Origin of the sequence: Pseudomonas sp. YeP6b (assembly GCF_025642995.1) — a bacterium.
Lineage (GTDB): Bacteria > Pseudomonadota > Gammaproteobacteria > Pseudomonadales > Pseudomonadaceae > Aquipseudomonas.
The window spans coordinates 702605-724664 of sequence record NZ_CP080090.1; the positions used below are offsets into that span (position 1 = coordinate 702605).

The 22060-nt window shown below is 61.3% G+C and carries 16 protein-coding genes and 1 pseudogene; 16 read left to right on the top strand and 1 reads right to left on the bottom strand.

Features of this window, described 5'->3' with window-relative positions; genetic code table 11:
• The first annotated feature begins 46 nt into the window (after positions 1-46).
• The 10 genes from hutU to hutG all read left to right on the top strand — a co-directional run bounded on the left by hutU (position 47) and on the right by hutG (position 12956).
• Positions 47-1717, top strand: coding sequence for a urocanate hydratase (gene hutU / locus KZH41_RS03155; RefSeq protein ID WP_094949334.1), 1671 nt, complete (start codon positions 47-49; stop codon positions 1715-1717).
• A 176-nt stretch (positions 1718-1893) separates the two neighbouring features.
• On the top strand, positions 1894-3351 hold the full coding sequence (locus KZH41_RS03160; protein WP_263274370.1) for a purine-cytosine permease family protein: 1458 nt from the start codon (positions 1894-1896) through the stop codon (positions 3349-3351).
• 69 nt (positions 3352-3420) lie between these two features.
• Positions 3421-4386, top strand: a complete 966-nt coding sequence (locus tag KZH41_RS03165; RefSeq protein ID WP_263274371.1) for an ABC transporter substrate-binding protein — start codon at positions 3421-3423, stop codon at positions 4384-4386.
• Positions 4387-4457: 71 nt separating this feature from the next.
• Positions 4458-5309: an ABC transporter permease gene (locus KZH41_RS03170; protein ID WP_083355696.1), complete on the top strand. Its 852-nt coding sequence runs from the start codon at positions 4458-4460 to the stop codon at positions 5307-5309.
• Positions 5306-6130 carry a quaternary amine ABC transporter ATP-binding protein gene (locus KZH41_RS03175; RefSeq protein WP_094949331.1) on the top strand — a complete coding sequence of 275 codons (825 nt, stop codon included), beginning with the start codon at positions 5306-5308 and terminating at the stop codon, positions 6128-6130. The genes KZH41_RS03170 and KZH41_RS03175 overlap by 4 nt, the downstream gene beginning before the upstream one ends.
• 131 nt (positions 6131-6261) lie before the next feature.
• The gene (locus KZH41_RS03180; RefSeq protein ID WP_094949330.1) at positions 6262-7785 is read left to right on the top strand and encodes an HAL/PAL/TAL family ammonia-lyase; all 1524 of its coding nucleotides are present in this window, start codon (positions 6262-6264) and stop codon (positions 7783-7785) included.
• Positions 7786-7803: 18 nt separating this feature from the next.
• Positions 7804-9342, top strand: a complete 1539-nt coding sequence (hutH, locus tag KZH41_RS03185; protein ID WP_094949329.1) for a histidine ammonia-lyase — start codon at positions 7804-7806, stop codon at positions 9340-9342.
• Positions 9343-9492: 150 nt separating this feature from the next.
• Complete coding sequence (locus KZH41_RS03190) at positions 9493-10902, top strand: amino acid permease (protein ID WP_094949328.1); 1410 nt, start codon at positions 9493-9495, stop codon at positions 10900-10902.
• Positions 10903-10917: 15 nt separating this feature from the next.
• A complete protein-coding gene (hutI, locus tag KZH41_RS03195) occupies positions 10918-12123 on the top strand; it encodes an imidazolonepropionase (protein WP_263274372.1) in 1206 nt (401 codons plus the stop codon).
• 29 nt (positions 12124-12152) lie between these two features.
• The gene (gene hutG / locus KZH41_RS03200) at positions 12153-12956 is read left to right on the top strand and encodes an N-formylglutamate deformylase (protein ID WP_263274373.1); all 804 of its coding nucleotides are present in this window, start codon (positions 12153-12155) and stop codon (positions 12954-12956) included.
• A 65-nt stretch (positions 12957-13021) separates the two neighbouring features.
• On the opposite strand, the gene KZH41_RS03205 is transcribed toward hutG, so the two are convergent.
• Entirely contained in the window at positions 13022-13528 is a 507-nt protein-coding gene (locus KZH41_RS03205) for a hypothetical protein (RefSeq protein WP_263274374.1), read from the bottom strand.
• A 323-nt stretch (positions 13529-13851) separates the two neighbouring features.
• On the opposite strand from KZH41_RS03205, the gene KZH41_RS03210 reads away from it, so the two are divergent.
• From KZH41_RS03210 to mdoH, 6 genes and pseudogenes are all read left to right on the top strand, one after another.
• The gene (locus KZH41_RS03210; protein ID WP_263274375.1) at positions 13852-14799 is read left to right on the top strand and encodes a choline ABC transporter substrate-binding protein; all 948 of its coding nucleotides are present in this window, start codon (positions 13852-13854) and stop codon (positions 14797-14799) included.
• A gap of 136 nt (positions 14800-14935) precedes the next feature.
• Complete coding sequence (locus tag KZH41_RS03215; RefSeq protein WP_263274376.1) at positions 14936-15865, top strand: alpha/beta hydrolase; 930 nt, start codon at positions 14936-14938, stop codon at positions 15863-15865.
• A 104-nt stretch (positions 15866-15969) separates the two neighbouring features.
• Positions 15970-16941 (top strand): prolyl aminopeptidase, encoded by a 972-nt coding sequence (gene pip / locus KZH41_RS03220; RefSeq protein ID WP_056860643.1) that lies wholly within the window; start codon positions 15970-15972, stop codon positions 16939-16941.
• On the top strand, positions 16938-17375 hold the full coding sequence (dtd, locus tag KZH41_RS03225) for a D-aminoacyl-tRNA deacylase (protein WP_094949322.1): 438 nt from the start codon (positions 16938-16940) through the stop codon (positions 17373-17375). The genes pip and dtd overlap by 4 nt, the downstream gene beginning before the upstream one ends.
• 265 nt (positions 17376-17640) lie before the next feature.
• Positions 17641-19416, top strand: coding sequence for a glucan biosynthesis protein G (locus KZH41_RS03230; RefSeq protein ID WP_094949340.1), 1776 nt, complete (start codon positions 17641-17643; stop codon positions 19414-19416).
• A pseudogene (mdoH, locus tag KZH41_RS03235) lies at positions 19409-21981 on the top strand (glucans biosynthesis glucosyltransferase MdoH); the annotation flags it as partial. The gene KZH41_RS03230 and the pseudogene mdoH, both read left to right, overlap by 8 nt.
• Positions 21982-22060: the final 79 nt, after the last annotated feature.

Sequence of the window (22060 nt, forward strand, 5' to 3'; positions counted from 1 at the left end):
TTCGCACCATCAATGTTCGCGCATCGATCGCCGAGGAGTCTTAGCTGTGACCAAGCCTACAAAATACCGTGACGTCGAAATCCGCGCCGCCCGCGGTAACAAGCTCACCGCCAAAAGCTGGCTGACTGAAGCGCCGCTGCGCATGCTGATGAACAACCTCGACCCGCAAGTGGCCGAGAACCCGAAAGAATTGGTGGTGTACGGTGGTATCGGCCGTGCGGCGCGCAACTGGGAGTGCTACGACCAGATCGTCGAGAGCCTCACCAACCTGAATGACGACGAAACCCTGCTGGTGCAATCCGGCAAGCCGGTCGGCGTGTTCAAGACCCACAGCAACGCCCCGCGCGTGCTGATCGCCAACTCCAACCTGGTGCCGCACTGGGCCAGTTGGGAACACTTCAACGAACTGGATGCCAAGGGCCTGGCCATGTACGGCCAGATGACCGCCGGCAGCTGGATCTACATCGGCAGCCAAGGCATCGTTCAAGGCACCTACGAAACGTTCGTCGAAGCCGGTCGCCAGCATTACAACAGCGACCTGACCGGCCGCTGGGTACTCACCGCCGGCCTCGGCGGCATGGGCGGCGCTCAGCCGCTGGCCGCGACCCTGGCCGGCGCGTGCTCGCTGAACATCGAATGCCAGCAGGTCAGCATCGACTTCCGCTTGAGCAGCCGCTATGTCGACGAGCAAGCCACCGACCTCGACGACGCCCTGGCCCGCATCGCCAAATACACCAAGGAAGGCAAGGCCATCTCCATCGCCCTGCTGGGTAATGCGGCGGAAATCCTGCCGGAACTGGTCAAGCGCGGCGTGCGCCCAGACATGGTCACCGACCAGACCAGTGCCCACGACCCGCTCAATGGCTACCTGCCGGCCGGCTGGACCTGGGACGAATACCGCGCCCGCGCCAAGACCGAACCGGCTGCCGTGATCAAGGCCGCCAAACAGTCGATGGCCGTGCACGTCAAAGCCATGCTCGAGTTCCAGAAGCAAGGCATCCCGACCTTCGACTACGGCAACAACATCCGCCAGATGGCGCAAGAAGAAGGCGTGGAAGACGCCTTCGCCTTCCCAGGCTTCGTACCGGCCTACATCCGCCCACTGTTCTGCCGTGGCATCGGCCCGTTCCGTTGGGCGGCACTGTCCGGCGACCCGCAAGACATCTACAAGACCGACGCCAAAGTCAAAGAGCTGATCCCTGACGACGCGCACCTGCACAACTGGCTGGACATGGCGCGCGAGCGCATCAGCTTCCAGGGCCTGCCGGCACGTATCTGCTGGGTTGGCCTGGGCCAGCGCGCCAAACTCGGCCTGGCGTTCAACGAAATGGTGCGCAGCGGCGAGCTGTCAGCGCCGGTGGTGATCGGCCGTGACCACCTCGACTCCGGCTCGGTTGCCAGCCCGAACCGCGAAACCGAAGCCATGCAGGACGGTTCCGACGCCGTGTCTGACTGGCCACTGCTCAACGCCTTGCTCAACACCGCGAGCGGCGCGACCTGGGTTTCGCTGCACCACGGCGGCGGCGTTGGCATGGGCTTCTCGCAGCACTCCGGCATGGTGATCGTCTGCGACGGCACCGACGAAGCCGCTGAGCGAATTGCTCGGGTGCTGCACAACGACCCGGCCACCGGTGTGATGCGCCACGCCGATGCCGGTTACCAGATCGCCATCGACTGCGCCAAAGAGCAGGGCCTCAACCTCCCGATGATCAAGTAACGGCTGGCAAGGTTCCTGTGGGAGCTGGCTTGCCTGCGATGGCATCACCTCGGTTTTACTGACAGACCGAGTCGCCCGCATCGCAGGTAAGCCAGCCCCCACAGTTGACCGGCTGTGTACACAAGACATGTTTCACCCGCACCACTAAAAAACAATCCATCAGAGGTTGAACAGACATGGCTGCAAATGACGCACGTGCAAGCACCACCCCGTTGATCGAAAGGCGTTCGATCGACTACATCCCGGAAGCGGAAAGACACGGTCGTCTGTTTAGCCAGTTCACCCTATGGATGGGTGCCAACCTGCAAATTACCGCCATTGTCACCGGGGCCTTGGCCGTGGTGCTGGGCGGTGATGTGTTCTGGTCGTTGATCGGTCTGCTGATCGGCCAACTGGTGGGTGGCGGCGTCATGGCGTTGCATGCGGCGCAAGGGCCGAAGCTTGGCTTGCCGCAGATGATCTCCAGCCGCGTGCAGTTTGGTGTTTATGGCGCGGCCATCCCGATCGTGCTGGTCTGTTTGATGTACCTCGGCTTTACCGCGACCGGCACCGTGCTTTCCGGCCAAGCGCTGGGCCAGTTGTTTGGTGTCAGTGACAGCGTCGGTATCCTTATCTTCGCCAGTGTCATTGTGCTGGTCACGGTGCTCGGTTACCGGGTGATCCATTGGATCGGCCGCATCGCCAGCGTCATCGGTGTGATCGCCTTCGTCTACCTGTTCAGTCGCCTGATCAGCCAGACCGACATTGGCGCACTGCTGCAAATCCGCCACTTCAGTTGGAGCAGTTTTTTGCTGGCGGTGTCGCTCGCGGCATCCTGGCAGATCGCTTTCGGCCCTTACGTGGCGGACTACTCACGTTACTTGCCGAGCAAGACGTCCTCGGTGAAAACCTTTCTCGCCGCTGGCGCGGGTTCGGTCATTGGTGCACAGGTGGCGATGATCCTCGGCGTGTTTGCCGCGGCCATGTCCAACGGGCAATTCGCCGGGCACGAAGTGGCTTACATCGTTGGTTTGAGCGGCACGGGTGCCACCGCTGCGCTGCTGTATTTCAGCATCGCTTTTGGCAAGGTCACCATCTCTACGCTGAACTCCTACGGTAGTTTCATGTGCATCGCGACCATCATCAGCGGTTTTCGCGGTCGCCTGGAAGTCACGCGCCTGCAGCGTCTGGTTTTCGTGCTGGTTATTGTCGGCACTGCGACCCTGATCGCGTTGCTCGGCCAGCACTCGTTCCTCGGTGCTTTCAAGTCTTTCATCCTGTTCCTGCTGGCGTTCTTTACGCCCTGGAGCGCGATCAACCTGGTGGATTACTACTGCATCACCCGCGAGCGCTATGACGTGCCGGCGCTGGCCGACCCGAACGGTCGCTACGGTCGCTGGAACCTGCTCGGTATCAGCGTCTATGTCTTCGGCGTGTTGGTGCAATTGCCATTCATCTCCACCAAGTTCTACACCGGCCCGCTGGTGGCCGCGCTGGGTGATGTGGATATTTCCTGGATCATCGGTCTGGTACTTCCCGCAGCCCTCTATTACGTCTGTGCGAAAAAGTGGCACAGCGCAATTCCTGAACACCTGATCCTGCCGGTAGAGCAGGGCGCTACACCAATAGCAAACGGGCTGGTTGTACAGGCCTGATGGGACGTGGACAGGGCAGGACGCCTACTGACTGCCGTAATCCATTTCAAGATTGGGAGCGTCACAACAATGAAGATGAATAAGACCGTGCTGGCCACCTTGTTTTCTGCGGGCTTGCTGGCCTCTGCTGGCGCCCAGGCGGCCGGTTGGTGTGAATCCGGCAAGCCGGTGAAATTTGCAGGTTTGAACTGGGAAAGCGGCATGTTGCTCACCGACATCCTGCAAACCGTGCTGGAAAAAGGCTACGACTGTAAAACCGACAGCCTGCCGGGCAACTCCATCACCATGGAAAACGCCCTGAGCAGCAACGACATCCAAGTGTTTGCTGAAGAGTGGGTCGGCCGCAGCGAAGTCTGGAACAAGGCCGAGAAGGCCGGCAAAGTCGTTGGCGTGGGTGCGCCGGTCGTCGGTGCGGTGGAAGGTTGGTACGTGCCGCGTTACGTGATCGAAGGCGACGCCAAGCGCAAATTGGAAGCCAAGGCGCCGGACCTGAAAAACATCGCGGATCTGGCCAAATACGCCTCGGTGTTCAAGGACCAGGAAGAACCGTCCAAAGGCCGTTTCTACAATTGCCCGGCTGGCTGGACCTGTGAGTTGGACAACAGCGAAATGCTCAAAAGCTACGGCCTGGAAAGCACCTACACCAACTTCCGCCCAGGCACCGGCCCGGCGCTGGATGCGGCGGTGCTGTCGAGCTACAAGCGTGGCGAGCCGATCCTGTTCTACTACTGGTCGCCCACTCCGCTGATGGGCCAGGTGGACCTGGTCAAGCTGGAAGAAAAGCCCGGTGTGGATAAAAGCGTGAGCATCAAGGTCGGCTTGTCCAAGACCTTCCACGAACAAGCGCCGGAGTTGGTGGCGGTGCTGGAGAAGGTCAACCTGCCGATCGACCTGCTGAACCAGAACCTGGGCCGCATGGCCAAAGAGCGAATTGAGTCGCCAAAACTGGCGAAAATTTTTCTCAAGGAACATCCTGAAGTCTGGCACGCATGGGTGAGCGACGACGCAGCCAAGAAAATCGACGCGGCCTTGTAGGGCGAGCGTTCCCGGTTGTCTGAACAGGCAACCGGGCGCCCGGCCACAACCCACTGGATCGAGAGCACGATATGTTTCCTGAGAGTTTTACGTTTTCCATCGCCGACTGGGTCAACGGTTGGGTGGACTCGCTGGTCACCAACTACGGCGATGTGTTCCGGCAGATCTCCGACACCCTGCTATGGGCCATCGTCAACCTGGAAGGGCTGCTGCGCGCAGCGCCCTGGTGGCTGATGCTGGCCATCGTCGGCGGCATCGCCTGGCACGCCACCCGCAAGGTGGTGACCACGGCCGTGATCGTCGGCCTGCTGTTTCTGGTGGGTGCGGTTGGCCTGTGGGACAAGCTGATGCAAACCCTGGCCTTGATGATGGTCGCCACGGTGATCTCGGTGCTGATCGGCATTCCGCTGGGCATTCTGTCGGCGCGCAGCAATCGCCTGCGTTCGGTGCTGATGCCGTTGCTCGACATCATGCAAACCATGCCGAGCTTCGTGTACCTGATCCCGGTGCTGATGCTGTTCGGCCTGGGCAAGGTGCCGGCGATTTTCGCCACGGTGATCTACGCCGCACCGCCGCTGATTCGCCTCACCGATTTGGGCATTCGCCAAGTCGACGGCGAAGTCATGGAAGCCATCAACGCCTTTGGTGCCAACCGCTGGCAGCAACTCTTTGGGGTGCAACTGCCGCTGGCCCTGCCGAGCATCATGGCCGGGATCAACCAGACCACCATGATGGCGCTGTCGATGGTGGTGATCGCCTCGATGATCGGTGCCCGTGGCTTGGGCGAAGACGTGCTCGTCGGCATCCAGACCCTCAACGTCGGCCGTGGCCTCGAAGCCGGTCTGGCGATTGTGATTCTCGCAGTGGTCATCGACCGCATTACCCAGGCCTATGGTCGTCCACGGCATGAGGCGAGCAAATGAGTACTGTCAGCAAAATTGAAGTTAAAAACGTCTTCAAGATCTTCGGCAACCGCTCCAAGGAAGCCCTGGCGCTGGTTGGCCAGGGCAAGACCAAGGACCAGGTACTGGCCGAGACAGGTTGCGTGGTCGGCGTAAATGACTTGTCCCTGAGCATCGGCACCGGCGAGATCTTCGTGATCATGGGCCTGTCGGGCTCCGGCAAATCCACCTTGGTGCGCCACTTCAACCGCCTGATCGACCCTACCAGCGGCGCGATCCTGGTGGACGGTGAAGACATCTTGCAACTGGACATGGAAGCCTTGCGCCAATTCCGTCGGCACAAGATCAGCATGGTGTTCCAGAGCTTCGGCCTGCTGCCCCACAAGAGCGTGCTCGACAATGTCGCCTACGGCCTGAAAGTGCGTGGCGAAACCAAGCAGGTCTGCGCCGAACGCGCGCTGCACTGGATCGAAACCGTAGGCCTCAAAGGCTACGAAAACAAATACCCGCACCAGCTGTCCGGCGGCATGCGCCAGCGTGTGGGCCTGGCTCGCGCCTTGGCGGCGGATACCGACATCATCTTGATGGACGAAGCGTTCAGCGCCCTCGACCCGCTGATCCGCGCCGAGATGCAGGACCAGTTGCTCGAGCTGCAAAAGACCCTGCACAAAACCATCGTGTTCATCACCCACGACCTCGACGAGGCCGTGCGCATCGGCAACCGCATCGCGATCCTCAAGGACGGCAAGCTGATCCAGGTCGGCACCCCGCGCGAGATCCTGCATTCGCCGGCGGATGAGTATGTGGACCGGTTTGTTCAGCGGCGGGCGGCGGTGGTGTAAGTGATCGTTCCCACGCTCTGCGTGGGAATGCATCCCGTGACGCTCTGCGTCACACCTGATAGCGGGACGCGGAGCGTCCCAGGCGGCATTCCCACGCAGAGCGTGGGAACGATCAATTCAAGAGGCTTAAGATGTCCCAGGCAGCAAAAATCATCATCGCCGACGCCCCCATGCGCTGGCAGGACGTGGTCGCCGTCGCCCGCTTCGGCGCCGAGATCGAACTCTCGGGCCACGCCTGGGCGCGCATCGACAATGCCCAGGCCATCGTGCAGCGCATCGTCACCAGCGGTGAGCGCGCCTATGGTGTGAACACCGGCCTGGGCGCGCTGTGCAATGTGTCGCTCAAGGGCGAGCAACTCAGCCAGCTGTCGCGCAATACGCTTTTGAGCCACGCCTGTGGCGTCGGCCCGGTGCTCAGCGACGAGCAAACCCGTGCGATCATTTGCGCGGCTGTCATCAACTACAGCCACGGCAAATCCGGCCTGCACCCGCAGGTGGTGCATTCGCTGCTGGCGCTGCTCAACCACGGCATCACCCCGCAAGTACCGTCCCAGGGTTCGGTGGGCTACCTGACCCACATGGCCCACGTCGGCGTGGCCTTGCTCGGTGTCGGCACGGTGAGCTATCGCGGTCAGATCGTGACAGCGCAAGAAGCATTACACGCAGAAGGCTTGCAGCCTGTGGTACTCGGCGCCAAAGACGGCCTGTGCCTGGTCAACGGCACGCCGTGCATGACCGGCCTGAGCTGCCTGGCCCTGGCCGACGCCCACCACTTGCTGCAATGGGCCGACGTGATCGGCGCCATGAGCTTTGAGGCCCAGCGCGGCCAGATCGACGCCTTCGACGAAGCCATCATCGCCCTCAAGCCGCACCCGGGCATGCAGCAAGTCGGCATCAACCTGCGCGCCTTGCTCGATGGCAGTGAAGTGATCGCCAGCAGCAAGGGCATTCGTACTCAGGACGCCTTGAGCATCCGCTCGATCCCGCAGATTCACGGCGCGGCGCGCGACCAAGTTGAACACGCCACCCGCCAGATCGAGACCGAACTTAACAGCGCCACCGATAACCCGCTGTTGCTGGGCACGCCGGATAACTACCGCGTGGTGTCCCAGGCCAACCCGCACGGGCAGTCCGTGGCATTGGCGGCCGACATGCTCGCCATCGCCATGGCCGAAATCGGCTCGGTGGCCGAGCGCCGTCTGGACCGCCTGATTAACCCGCACGTCAGCGGCTTGCCGGCGTTCCTGGTCAGCAACCCTGGGGTTAACTCCGGGATGATGATCGTGCAGTACGTCGCCGCCTCGCTGTGCGGGCAAAACCGCCAGTTGGCGCAACCGGCGGTGCTCGACAATTTCGTCACCTCGGGCCTGCAGGAAGACCACCTGAGCATGGGCACCAACGCCGCGCTCAAGCTGCACCAGCTGTTGGCCAACGTTACCCAGATTCTCGCCATCGAATACCTGTTGGCGGCCCAGGCTTTCGAGTTTCTCAAGGACCAGCGTTTCGGCGCGGGCACCCACAGCGCCTGGCGCCTGCTGCGTGAAAAGGTCCCGGCCTACGAGCAGGACCGCTGGTTGGCGCCAGACATCGCGAGTGCCGCCGCGTTGCTTAAAGACACCGCTTTGCTGCACCACGTATTACCTAATTTGCACTAAAAATAATTCACAAGGAGCATGAATGTGACTGCGCTAAATCTGATTCCAGGCCAATTGAGCCTTGCCCAACTGCGGGCTATCTACCAGCAGCCGGTAACCCTCAGCCTGGATGACAGCGCCACGGCGCAGATCGAAGCCAGTGTTGCCTGCGTGGAGCAGATTCTCGCCGAGAACCGCACCGCCTACGGCATCAACACCGGTTTCGGCCTGCTGGCCTCGACCCGCATCGCCAGTGAGGACCTGGAAAACCTCCAGCGTTCGCTGGTGCTGTCCCACGCCGCCGGCGTGGGTGAGCCGATCAGCGACGCGCTGGTGCGGCTGGTCATGGTGCTCAAGGTCAACAGCCTCAGCCGTGGGTTCTCCGGGATCCGCCGCCAGGTCATCGACGCATTGATCGCGCTGATCAACGCCGAGGTGTACCCGCACATCCCGCTCAAAGGTTCGGTCGGTGCCTCCGGCGACCTGGCGCCGTTGGCGCACATGTCGTTGGTACTGCTGGGCGAAGGCAAGGCGCGCTACAAAGGCGAATGGCTGGAAGCCACCGAAGCACTGAAAGTCGCCGGCCTGACGCCGCTGACCCTCGCCGCCAAAGAAGGCTTAGCGCTGCTCAACGGCACCCAAGTGTCCACCGCCTACGCCTTGCGTGGCCTGTTCGAAGGCGAAGACCTGTTCGCCGGCGCGCTGGCCTGCGGCGGCCTGACCGTGGAAGCGGTACTCGGCTCACGCTCGCCGTTTGACGCGCGTATCCACGCCGCACGTGGCCAGCGTGGGCAGATCGATTCGGCTGCGGCCTATCGCGACCTGCTCGGTGAAAGCAGCGAGGTGTCCCAGTCGCACCAGAACTGCGACAAAGTCCAAGACCCGTACTCCCTGCGCTGCCAGCCGCAAGTCATGGGCGCCTGCCTGACCCAGTTCCGCCAGGCTGCCGAAGTGCTGGTGGTGGAAGCCAATGCCGTGTCGGATAACCCGCTGGTGTTTGCAGCCGAAGGCGACGTGATCTCCGGTGGTAACTTCCACGCGGAACCGGTGGCCATGGCCGCTGATAACATGGCGCTGGCCATCGCCGAAATCGGCTCCCTGAGTGAGCGCCGTATCTCGCTGATGATGGACAAGCACATGTCGCAACTGCCGCCGTTCCTGGTGGGCAATGGCGGGGTCAACTCCGGCTTCATGATTGCCCAGGTGACCGCCGCCGCGCTCGCCAGCGAAAACAAGGCACTGTCCCATCCGCACAGCGTCGACAGTTTGCCGACGTCGGCCAACCAGGAAGACCACGTGTCGATGGCGCCGGCAGCAGGCAAGCGTCTGTGGGAAATGGCTGAGAACACCCGTGGCATTTTGGCGGTGGAATGGCTGGCCGCGTGCCAGGGCCTGGACCTGCGCGATGGCCTGAAAACCTCGCCGAAGTTGGAAAAAGCCCGTGGCATCCTGCGCGCCAAAGTGGGCTTCTACGACAAGGATCGCTTCTTCGCCCCGGACATCAATGCCGCCAGCGAACTGCTCGCCACCCGCTGCCTGAATGAGCTGGTGCCGGCCAAGTTGCTACCAAGTCTCTAACACGCTGATCGTTCCCACGCTCTGCGTGGGAACGCCTCCTGTGACGCTCCGCGTCACGGCTCCGAAAGCGGACGCAGAGCGTCCAAGGCGGCCTTCCCACGCAGCGCGAGGGAACGATCTTCTCCTCATAAGAATAATTAGGGACGAGAAATGCACCAGCAAGAAAAAGGTTTGAAACGCGGGCTTAGCGCCCGACATATTCGCTTCATGGCACTCGGTTCCGCGATCGGCACCGGGCTGTTCTACGGCTCCGCCTCAGCCATCCAGATGGCCGGCCCCGCCGTGCTGCTGGCCTACCTGATCGGCGGCGCCGCGGTATTCATGGTTATGCGCGCCCTCGGCGAAATGGCTGTGCACAACCCGGTTTCCGGCTCCTTCGGCCAGTACGCCAGCACCTACCTGGGGCCTATGGCCGGGTTCGTCCTCGGCTGGACTTATGCGTTTGAAATGATCATCGTCTGTCTGGCCGACGTCACCGCCTTTGGCATCTACATGGGCTTCTGGTTTCCCGAAGTTGCGCGCTGGGTGTGGGTGCTTGGCATCGTGTTTTTGATCGGCGGCCTGAACCTGTGCAACGTCAAAGTGTTTGGCGAGATGGAGTTCTGGCTGTCGTTGCTCAAGGTCGGCGCCATTGTGGCGATGATCCTCGGTGGCTTCGGCATCATGCTGTTCGGCATCCATTCGGCCGGCGATACCCAGGCCAGCGGCCTGAGCAACCTGTGGGCCCACGGCGGCTTTATGCCCAACGGCATCGGCGGCCTGATCGCCTCGTTCGCGGTGGTGATGTTTGCCTTCGGCGGCATCGAAATCATCGGCATCACCGCCGGTGAAGCCAAAGACCCGCAGCGCGTGATCCCCAAGGCGATCAACGCAGTGCCGCTGCGCATCCTGTTGTTCTACGTGCTGACCCTGTTTGTGCTGATGGCGATTTACCCGTGGCCGCAGATCGGCAGCGAGGGCAGCCCGTTCGTGCAGATCTTTAGCAACCTCGGCATCGGCTCGGCAGCGACCATCCTCAACATCGTGGTGATCTCGGCGGCCGTCTCGGCCATTAACAGCGACATCTTCGGCGCCGGCCGCATGATGTACGGCCTGGCTCAGCAAGGGCAGGCGCCCAAGGGCTTTGCCCAGCTGTCCAAGCAAGGCGTGCCGTGGATGACCGTGGTGGTGATGGGCGCGGCGCTGCTTGGCGGCGTGGTGCTCAACTACCTGATCCCGGAAAACGTGTTCCTGCTGATCGCCTCGATTGCCACCTTCGCCACCGTGTGGGTGTGGCTGATGATTCTGTTCACCCAGGTCGCGATGCGCCGCTCGATGACCAAAGAACAGGTCGCCGAGCTGAAATTCCCGGTACCGTTCTGGCCGTATGCGCCCGCGGCTGCCATCGTGTTCATGCTGTTCGTGTTTGGTGTGCTGGGTTACTTCCCGGACACCCAGGCCGCTTTGCTGGTCGGCGCCGTGTGGATCGTGCTGCTGGTTCTGGCCTATCTGCTGTGGGTCAAACCCGCTGCCGGGCAAACGGCCAAGGTCCATTACGACACGGCTTTGTCTCATCGTTAACTTAGGGAGGCGTTGATGAAAACGCTTTGGCAACACTGCCACGTCGCAACCATGGCAGGCGGCAAGTACTCGATCATCGAGGATGCCGCCATGGTCACTGCAGGCCAGCTCATCGAGTGGGTCGGCCCCCGCAGCCAAGTGCCGCCGGCGGATTACGCCCAGGTGCATGACCTGCAAGGCGCGTGGGTCACCCCCGGGCTGATCGACTGCCACACCCACACGGTGTTCGGCGGCAATCGCAGCGGCGAATTCGAGCAGCGCCTTGAAGGCGTGAGCTACGCCGAAATCGCGGCCAAGGGTGGCGGCATTGCCAGCACCGTGCGCGCCACCCGCGCCGCCACTGAAGATGAACTGTTTGCCAGCGCGCACAAGCGCCTGCGCAGTTTGCTGCGTGACGGCGTGACCACGGTGGAGATCAAATCCGGCTACGGCCTGGACCTGGCCAGTGAGCGTAAATTGCTGCGGGTGATCCGTCGCCTCGGCGAAGCGCTGCCGGTCAGCGTGCGCGCCACCTGCCTGGCGGCCCACGCGTTGCCGCCGGAGTACAAGGATCGCGCCGACGATTACATCGACCACATCTGCGCCGAGATGCTGCCGGCCCTGGCCGCGGAAGGGCTCGTGGACGCGGTGGATGCGTTCTGCGAATACCTAGCGTTTTCCCCGGAGCAGGTTGAGCGCGTCTTCAAGGTTGCCCAGCAACTCGGCCTGCCGGTGAAGCTGCACGCCGAGCAACTGTCGTCGTTGCACGGTTCCAGCCTGGCCGCGCGTTACCACGCGCTGTCGGCGGACCACCTGGAATTCATGACCGAAGATGACGCGATCGTCATGGCTGCCTCCGGCACCGTCGCGGTGCTGTTGCCGGGTGCGTTCTACTTTCTGCGTGAAACCCAGTTGCCGCCGATGGATGCCCTGCGCAAGCACGGCGTGAAGATTGCCATCGCCAGTGACCTCAACCCCGGCACCTCGCCGGCCTTGTCGGTGCGCCTGATGCTGAACATGGCCTGCACGCTGCTGCGCATGACCCCGGAAGAAGCCCTGGCCGGTGCCACCCAGCATGCGGCTACCGCGCTGGGCATGGGCGATACCCATGGCTCGCTGGAAGTGGGCAAGGTCGCTGATTTTGTCGCTTGGCAGATTGATCGCCCCGCCGACTTGGCCTACTGGCTCGGCGGTGAGCTGGATAAACGCGTTGTGCGCCACGGCGTCGATGTCACTGTTTAAGGCTGCCTTTGTGAACGAGGAGTACTGCTGTGGATAAGGTTCTGAACTTCAAACAAGGCCGCGTACCGCTGCTGATCAGCATGCCTCATGCCGGCCTGCGCCTGACGCCTGCGGTCGAAGCCGGCTTGATCCCCGAGGCGCAAAGCCTGCCGGACACCGACTGGCACATCCCCACGCTGTATGACTTTGCCGAGGCGCTGGGCGCCAGCACCCTGTCGGCGGAGTACTCGCGGTTTGTGATCGACCTGAACCGGCCATCGGACGACAAGCCGCTGTACGTCGGCGCCACCACCGGCCTGTACCCGGCGACATTGTTCGACGGCGTGCCGCTGTTCCGCGAAGGCCTGGAGCCGTCGGCAGAGGAGCGCGCCACCTACCTGCAAAAGATCTGGGGCCCGTACCACCGCGCCCTGCAAGAGGAACTGGCGCGGCTCAAAGCCGAGTTCGGCTACGCATTGCTGTTTGATGCGCACTCGATCCGCTCGGTGATCCCGCACCTGTTCGACGGCAAGCTGCCGGACTTCAACCTCGGCACCTTCAACGGCGCGGCTTGCGACCCCCAGCTGGCGAGCCAGTTGGAAGCCATCTGCGCCACGCATCCGCAGTACACCCACGTGCTCAACGGGCGCTTCAAGGGCGGGCACATCACCCGGCATTACGGCGACCCGGCGCAGGATATCCACGCCGTGCAGTTGGAGTTGTGCCAGAGCGCTTATATGGAAGAGTTTGAGCCGTTTCGTTATCGGCCAGATTTGGCTGAGCCGACGCGGGTGGTGTTGAAGCAGTTGCTGGAAGGGTTTTTAGGTTGGGGGCGGCAGCGTTATTCAAGGTAATTAAAGTGCGAGTTCTCGGGGACGGTAACTCGCACTGTTATATTGATATGTTAACAAGTGCACATTTAAATTGAGTGCATGCCTTTATTGAGAATGTTGTAAGCACCTTTGATTTCAAATGTCGTGTTGTCTGGATTTTTGACCTTGAAGTTAAAAGCGCCAGTAATGCGTGCTCTATTGTCTGGCCATGAGTAGACAAGTTCGCCTTTGATGGACGGGAATTCATAAGCCGTGTCGACCAAGTCGTCATCATCGTCCGGGCTGTCTTTCAATTTATAGTAGGCTGCCGAATTTTCTCGTATGTCGGGTGGAGACAGCGCTGAAACAATCTGAACGGGGCCGCCCGCGAAGTCTTTCTTTATATGAAGTCGGAGGGTGTTTATTTCAGTAGTACCGTCTTTTTTGTCCTGCGTGTCTTCATAAGCCTTAAGGGTCCAGCAGACAACACCTGAAGGCGTAGTGGTTTCTTCTACGCTGACTCTGTTTGCTTTGAAGTGTTCTTCAGAGGTTGAAAAATATAGGGTTGCTTCAAAACTTTCCGGTCCAAAAACCTGAGTGTCTTGCGTAGTCATGTGTTTCTCCTGATCATGAACTCGACTGACTGAGCTTCTCCGTGCCTCGTGTGATTAAAGTTTGAACGGCGCGCGGCGTCTACTGGTATATGTAACAGTAGACAGTGTAGGTTTTACATGATAACTCCCTGCTGTTTTTGGGGGGGAAGGAGCGTTCTGTAAAAGTGTCGCCACGCGTTTTGTTCTGCAATACCACAGTCGCCCCAGTGCAAAACAGGGTCGCTGTAGGTCTCTTTAAATAAGGTTTCGCCGGGTAAGGTGCTGGGCACGGCGCGCTAGACGCCACTCCCCACAATAAAAGCTGCCGAGTGAGACCTCTTTCCATGAAAAGACTGTTCAACCGCTACCTGTTGACCCTCACCGGCGCCGCGCTACTCAGTGCGCACGCCATGGCCGCAGAACCTGCGTCGTGCAAAACCGTGCGCATGGGCGTGGTCAGTTGGACCGACGTGGTCGCCACCTCCGGAATGGCCGACGTGCTGCTCAACGGCCTGGGCTATGACAGCAAACAGACCAGCGCGGTGCAGCAGATCATCTTTGCTGGCATCCGCGACAAGCGCCTGGATATCTTCTTCGGTTACTGGAAACCGGCGATGGACAACAACATCGCCCCGTTCCTGGCCGCCAAGCAGGTCAAGGTCTTCGACACGCCCAGCCTGTCTGACGCCCAAGCCACCCTGGCCGTGCCGCAATACGTAGCCGACGCTGGGTTGAAAACCTTTGCTGATATCGCCCGCTTCAAAGACAAACTGGGCGGCAAGCTCTACGGCATCGAGCCTGGCAGTGGCGCCAATACCGACATCCAGAAAATGATCGACACCAACCATTTCGGCCTGGGCGGCTTCAAGCTGGTGGCGTCCGGTGAAGCGGGGATGCTGGCGGCGGTGCAGCGCGCGGTGAATCGCAAGGAGTTCGTGGTGTTTGTCGGTTGGACCCCGCACCCGATGAACATCAACATGAAAATGGCCTACCTCACCGGCAGCGAAGATGTGTTCGGCGCCGACGAAGGCCGCGCCACGGTTTCTACCGTCACCGCGCCGGACTTCGCCGAGCGCTGCCCCAACGCCAACCGCTTGCTGACCAACCTGACCTTCACCGCCGCCCAGGAAAGCCAACTGATGGTGCCGATCATGGAACGCCAATCGCCCCAGGAGGTTGCCAAGCAATGGCTGCGCGACCACCCCGAGGACTTGCAGCGCTGGTTGGCGGGTGTTACGGCGTTTGATGGCGGCGATGGCGCGGCGGCCGTGCAAGCCAGCCTAAAACCCTAAGCCGGGCACGAGCAAATGTGGGAGCGGGCTTGCCCGCGATGGCGGTGGGTCAGCCACTCATCAGGCGACTGATACACCGCCTTCGCGAGCAAGCCCGCTCCCACAGGTTGATTTCCATTGATAGGGATATTTGCGCATGTACCCGATTTCTCCGCAGATGGCGGCCTTTGTTGCCAAGACTGAGTCCTTCACCAGTGACGATTCATCGCTGGCCGGCTTGCGCCAGAACTACGATCGCATGTGCCAGGCGTTCACCCCGGCGCAGCCTGATGAGCTGCAAGTCTCGGACGCTACGCTTGGCGGGGTGAAGGTTCGCTGCTATCACCCCGCAACGACCCCTCCAGCGCAAGGCTGGCCATGCCTCCTTTATATGCACGGCGGCGGCTGGGTGGTCGGCGGGCTGGATTCCCATGATTTCATCTGCTTCGAACTGGCCAGCGCGCTGCAGGTGCTGGTGATTGCCATCGACTACCGTCTGGCGCCGGAGCATCCGTTCCCGGCGGCGTACCAAGATTGCCGCGCGGTTTGGCAGGCGATCCAAGCGGGGCAGGGGCCGCACGCCATCAACCTGCAGCGCTTGGTGGTGATCGGTGACAGCGCGGGCGGCAATCTGGCGGCGGCGTTGTGCCTGGGCCTGCGCGACGACGGCCTGCCGCTGCCCTGCGCCCAGGTGCTGATTTATCCCGGGTTGGGCGGGCCGGCCGATTTGCCGTCGCGCCGTGACTGCATGGACGCGCCGCTGCTCAGTACCGCCGACACTGGCGACTACCTGGCGCTGTACCTGCAGGGGGCGGGCAAGCCGTCGGCCTATGCCATGCCACTGCTGGCCGAGGATTTCAGCGGCTTGCCCAAGGCGCTGATCGCCGTGGCCCAGTTCGACCCGCTGCGCGACGACGGCATGCTGTATGCCGAACGCCTGCAAGCGGCGGGCGTCGAGGCCGTGCTGTATCCCGGCAAAGGCTTGGTCCACGGCTGTTTGCGCGCGCGCGGCCAGGCGCCGGAGGTGGATCAGCTGTACGACTACCTGTTGTCTTACGTGAGGAGCGAGCGGCTGACACAGGTCTAAGTACTCAAGGACATGCTCATTGCACAATTCGGGTTTATGATGCCAGACGGCAAAAATAATAGACGTCCCCTCAGGGATGAACCCGACACCCTACGGAGCGCGCAATGCAGACTTGGTACCCGCAGATCAAACCCTACGCCAGGCACGATCTGGCCGTCGATGACACCCACACGCTGTACGTCGATGAAAGTGGCTCCCCCGAAGGTTTGCCCGTGGTCTTTATCCACGGTGGCCCCGGCTCCGGTTGCGACGCCCAGAGCCGCTGCTACTTTGATCCCAACCTGTACCGCATTGTCACCTTCGACCAGCGTGGCTGCGGGCGCTCTACGCCTCGCGCCAGCCTGGAAAACAACACCACCTGGGATCTGGTCGCTGACCTTGAGCGCATCCGCGAACACCTGGGCATCGACAAATGGGTGCTGTTTGGCGGTTCCTGGGGCTCGACCCTGTCCCTGTCTTACGCGCAAACCCACCCCGAGCGCGTGCATGGCCTGATCTTGCGCGGCATTTTCCTGGCTCGCCCGCAGGACATTCACTGGTTCTACCAGGAAGGCGCGAGCCGCATGTTTCCGGATTACTGGCAGGACTACCTCGCACCGATCCCGGCAGATGAGCGCCACGATATGGTCGCCGCTTACCACAAGCGCCTGACCGGCAATGACCAGATCGCCCAGATGCACGCGGCCAAGGCTTGGTCCGGCTGGGAAGGGCGCATGTTGGGCCTGTGCCCGAGCCCGCAGCATGTCGAGCGGTTTTCCGAACCGCAGCGCGCGCTGTCGATCGCCCGTATCGAGTGCCACTACTTCACCAACAACTCTTTCCTTGAGCCCAACCAGCTGATTCGCGACATGCACAAGATCGCCCATCTGCCTGGCGTAATCATTCATGGTCGCTACGATATGATCTGCCCGTTGGACAACGCCTGGGAATTGCATCAGGCCTGGCCCAACAGCGAGTTGCAGGTGATCCGTGAGGCCGGCCATGCCGCGTCCGAGCCCGGCATCACTGATGCGCTGGTGCGCGCGACCGGCGAGATGGCACGGCGCCTGCTTGATCTGCCGCCAGAAGAAGCATGAAGGGCCTGTTGCAACGGGTGAGTGGCGCTCGGGTCGAGGTGGAAGGCGAAGTTGTAGGGGCGATTGACCAAGGTTTGCTGGTGCTGGTGGCCGTCGAGCCTTCAGATACGCCCGAGAGCGCCGACAAACTGCTGCACAAGCTGCTTAACTATCGGGTGTTCAGCGACGACGAGGGCAAAATGAACTTGTCGTTGAAGGATATCGGCGGCGGTTTGCTGCTGGTGTCGCAGTTCACCCTGGCGGCGGATACCAAAAGCGGGTTGCGGCCGAGCTTCTCCACGGCGGCCCCTCCGGCCCTGGGAGCGGCGCTTTTTGAACACTTGTTGTTACAAGCGCAACAAATGCATGGCAAGGTGGCGTCAGGGCGTTTTGGCGCGGATATGCAGGTGCATTTGGTCAATGATGGCCCTGTAACCTTCCTCTTACAGACGTGAATGTATTAAAAACGACTTTAATGCCTAAAAACGCAGGGTTTCGCTACAAATACTTCGTTGTCCCTGATGCGTTGTTTCGCGGGCTACTAGATAATCGCGCGCTACGGGGATCAGCGTTGTTTGGTCCATTTTGACTTAGGTAGAGACTTGTCCGACGGCCATTGGGGAATCATTTTGACCCAGGGGAGTCGGAACAATGCTCGCCAACCTGGCATATAGATAGCTGGCCGTTGGTTTTTTGATCTGTTTTCGGCGAGGGTTGCTCGTGATTGTTAGTCCCTGTAATGCACCAAAATTGTCTGCCAAACGGTTACGAAACGCACTGGTGACAGGCTCCGCCCTGTTTTGCCTGTTCGGCGCGGGTCAACTGTGGGCATTCAGTCTGGATGATGTGTCGGCCAAGGCAAAAGAGCTGGCCGGGCAGAAATACGAAGCTCCGCGCAGCAATCTGCCGAACGAATTTCGCGAAATGAAATTCGCCGACTATCAGAAGATTCGTTTCCGCAACGAAAAAGCTGAGTGGGCCGATCAAAACACCCCGTTCAAGCTGTCCTTCTATCACCAGGGCATGCACTTCGACACGCCGGTGAAAATCAACGAAGTGACCGCCGACAGCGTTCATGAAATCAAATACGACCCGACGCGTTTCGATTTCGGCGACGCGAAATATGATCCCAAGTCCACCGAACAACTGGGTTATGCCGGTTTCCGTGTGCTGTACCCGATCAACAAAGATGACAAGCAAGACGAAATCATGACCATGCTCGGCGCCAGCTACTTCCGCGTCGTCGGCAAAGGCCAGTCGTATGGCCTGTCTGCCCGTGGCATGGCGATCGACACTGCCTTGCCGTCCGGTGAAGAGTTCCCGCGTTTCACCGAGTTCTGGGTCGAGCGTCCAAAACCGGGTGAAAAGCAGCTGGTGATCTTCGCCCTGCTGGATTCGCCACGCGCAACCGGCGCCTATCGCCTGATCCTGCGCCCTGGCAGCGACACCATCGTCGACGTCAAATCCCAAATGTTCCTGCGTGACAAGGTCACCAAGCTGGGCGTTGCCCCGTTGACCAGCATGTTCCTGTTCGGCGCGAACCAGCCGTCCAAAGTGCTTAACTACCGCCGTGAACTGCACGACTCCAGCGGTCTGTCGATCCATGCCGGCAACGGCGAGTGGATCTGGCGCCCACTGAACAACCCTAAACACCTGTCGGTCAGCAACTTCAGCGTAGAAAACCCGCGTGGTTTCGGCTTGCTGCAACGCGGCCGCGACTTCAGCCACTACGAAGACCTGGACGACAACTACGACAAGCGCCCAAGCGCCTGGATCGAGCCTGAAGGCGATTGGGGCAAGGGTTCCGTCGACCTGGTCGAGATTCCGACCGCCGATGAAACCAACGACAACATCGTTGCGTTCTGGAGCCCGGCCGAGCTGCCAAAAGTCGGCGAGCCGCTGGACATCAGCTACCGCCTGCACTGGACCATGGACGAGAAAGCCCTGCACCCGGCCGACAGCGCCTGGGTCAAGCAGACCCTGCGCTCCACCGGTGACGTGAAGCAATCCAACCTGATCCGTCAGCCTGACGGCAGCGTGGCCTACCTGGTCGACTTCGAGGGCCCGTCCCTCAAAGCCCTGCCGGCGGACGCCCCGGTGCGCAGCCAGGTGAGTGTTGGCGACAACGCCGAAATCGTTGAAAACAGCGTGCGCTACAACGAGCACACCAAAGGCTGGCGCCTGACCCTGCGCATGAAGATCAAAGACGCAGGCAAACCGACCGAAATGCGCGCGGCGCTGGTCCAGGATGTTCCGCAGCCTGAGCCAGAGAAGCCTTCGACCCAAGTACTCAAGGCCGACAAGCTTCTGGCCAAGCAACACGAGAAACAGGCCAAGAAAGAAGCAAAAGAAGCTAAAGACGCCAAAGAAGCCAAAGACAAGGAAGCCAAGCAGCCAGAAGCTGCCCCGGCCACGCCACTCTCTAATCCGGAGCCGAGCAAGACAGAACAAGTCCTGACCGAGACCTGGAGCTACCAGTTGCCTGCCGATGAGTAATTCTCAAGCCACGCCCGAGACGCTGTCCGAGTACCTGGCGCATCTCCCGATGACCGCAGAGCAGCGCGCCGAATTGGCGGGCTGCACCTCCTTCAGTGAGCTGCACGAACGCTTGTCGTCCAAGACCTTCGACGCACCGACCGATGCCGCCCAGGCCTCGGTCGGCCGTCGGCTGACCCTCAATACCGCCGAAGAGCTGCAAGACGCGGAAATGCTCGCGCTCGACGCCAGCGGCCGGGTTTGCTTGAAGGCCACGCCGCCGATTCGTCGGACCAAAGTCGTGCCTGAGCCTTGGCGCACCAACATCCTGGTGCGCGGTTGGCGCCGGATGACCGGTCGCACCAACCCACCCCTGCCGCCCAAAGACGATCGCGTATTGCCGGCCGCGCGCTGGCGTACCGTCGGTTCGATCCGTCGCTACATCCTGCTGATACTGATGCTCGGTCAGACCATCGTGGCCGGCTGGTACATGAAAGGCATCATGCCGTACCAGGGCTGGTCGCTGGTCGACTTCGACGAAGTGCGCAACCAGACCCTGCTGCAAACCGCGACCCAAGTACTGCCTTACGCCTTGCAAACCAGCATCCTGATCATGTTCGGGATCTTGTTCTGCTGGGTGTCGGCCGGTTTCTGGACTGCGCTGATGGGCTTCCTGGAACTGCTCACCGGTCACGATAAATACCGGATCTCCGGTAAAAGTGCCGGCGACGAGCCGATTCCGAAGGATGCCCGTACCGCGTTGGTGATGCCGATCTGCAACGAAGACGTGCCCCGGGTATTCGCCGGTTTGCGCGCCACCTTCGAATCGGTAGCCGCCACCGGCGACCTGGACCGCTTCGATTTCTTCGTGCTCAGCGACAGTAACGAAGCTGATATCTGCATCGCCGAACAGCAAGCCTGGCTCGACGTGTGCCGCGAAGCCGGCGGTTTCGGCAAGATTTTCTATCGCCGCCGTCGCCGTCGCGTTAAACGCAAAAGCGGCAACCTCGACGACTTCTGCCGTCGCTGGGGCGGTGACTACAAGTACATGGTGGTGCTCGACGCCGACAGCGTGATGAGCGGCGAATGCTTGACTAGCCTGGTGCGCTTGATGGAAGCCACGCCGGATGCCGGGATTATCCAGACCGCGCCACGGGCGTCGGGCATGGACACCCTGTATGCGCGCATGCAGCAGTTCGCCACTCGCGTGTACGGCCCGCTGTTTACCGCCGGCCTGCACTTCTGGCAGTTGGGTGAATCCCACTACTGGGGCCACAACGCGATCATCCGCATGAAGCCGTTTATCGAGCATTGCGCTTTGGCGCCGTTGCCGGGTAAAGGCGCCTTTGCCGGTGCGATCCTCTCCCACGACTTCGTTGAAGCAGCGCTGATGCGCCGTGCCGGCTGGGGCGTGTGGATTGCCTACGACCTGCCGGGCAGCTATGAAGAATTGCCGCCGAACCTGCTGGATGAGCTCAAGCGTGACCGTCGCTGGTGCCACGGTAACCTGATGAACTTCCGCCTGTTCCTGGTTAAAGGCATGCACCCGGTGCACCGCGCGGTGTTCCTGACCGGCGTGATGTCCTACCTGTCGGCGCCGTTATGGTTCTTCTTCCTGGTGTTGTCCACCGCGTTGCTGGCGGTGAACACCCTGATGGAGCCGCAGTACTTCATGGCGCCACGCCAGCTGTACCCGCTGTGGCCGCAATGGCATCCGGACAAGGCGGTGGCGCTGTTCTCCACCACCATCGTGCTGCTGTTCCTGCCCAAGTTGCTGAGCATCATTCTGATCTGGGCCAAGGGCGCGAAAGAGTTCGGCGGCAAGTTCAAAGTGACCTTGTCGATGTTGCTGGAGATGTTGTTCTCCATGCTGCTGGCACCGGTGCGGATGATATTCCACACCCGCTTCGTGCTCGCCGCGTTCCTCGGCTGGGCTGCGACCTGGAACTCGCCGCAGCGTGACGACGACTCCACCCCGTGGGGTGAAGCGGTCAAACGCCACGGTCCACAAACCCTGCTGGGCTTCCTGTGGGCACTGCTGGTGGTGTGGTTGAACCCAAGCTTCCTGTGGTGGCTGATCCCGATCGTCGGTTCGCTGATGCTGTCGATCCCGGTGTCGGTGATTTCCAGCCGGGTCAAGCTGGGCCTCAAGTCCCGCGACGAGAGCCTGTTCCTGATTCCTGAGGAATACAATCCGCCGCAGGCCCTGCTGTCGACCGAGAAGTACACCCACGAAAACCGTTGGCACGCCCTGAATGACGGGTTTGTGCGTTCGGTGGTCGACCCGCAGCAGAACGCCTTGGCCTGTGCCCTGGCGACCTCGCGTCACCGTGAGGCGGAGCCGATCGAGCACTTGCGTCAGGAGCGTGTGCGCCATGCGTTGAAAGTCGGCCCTGCCGGCCTCAACAACGGCGAGCGCCTGGCGTTGCTCAGCGATCCGGTAGCCCTGGCTCGCCTGCACCAGCAGGTGTGGAGCGAAGGCCACGCCGAGTGGCTCGGCGCTTGGCGTGCATCGATCAAGGCTGATCCGCATGCGCCCTTGCTGCCGCTGAAACCGCTGCTGTCCCAGGCCCAAACGGCCTGATTCAGACCCCCCCGAGGGCTCACCTCGGGGGTGTTCGAAGCGCTGGTCCTACAGCGTTTCACGATTCTTCTTTTTATCCCT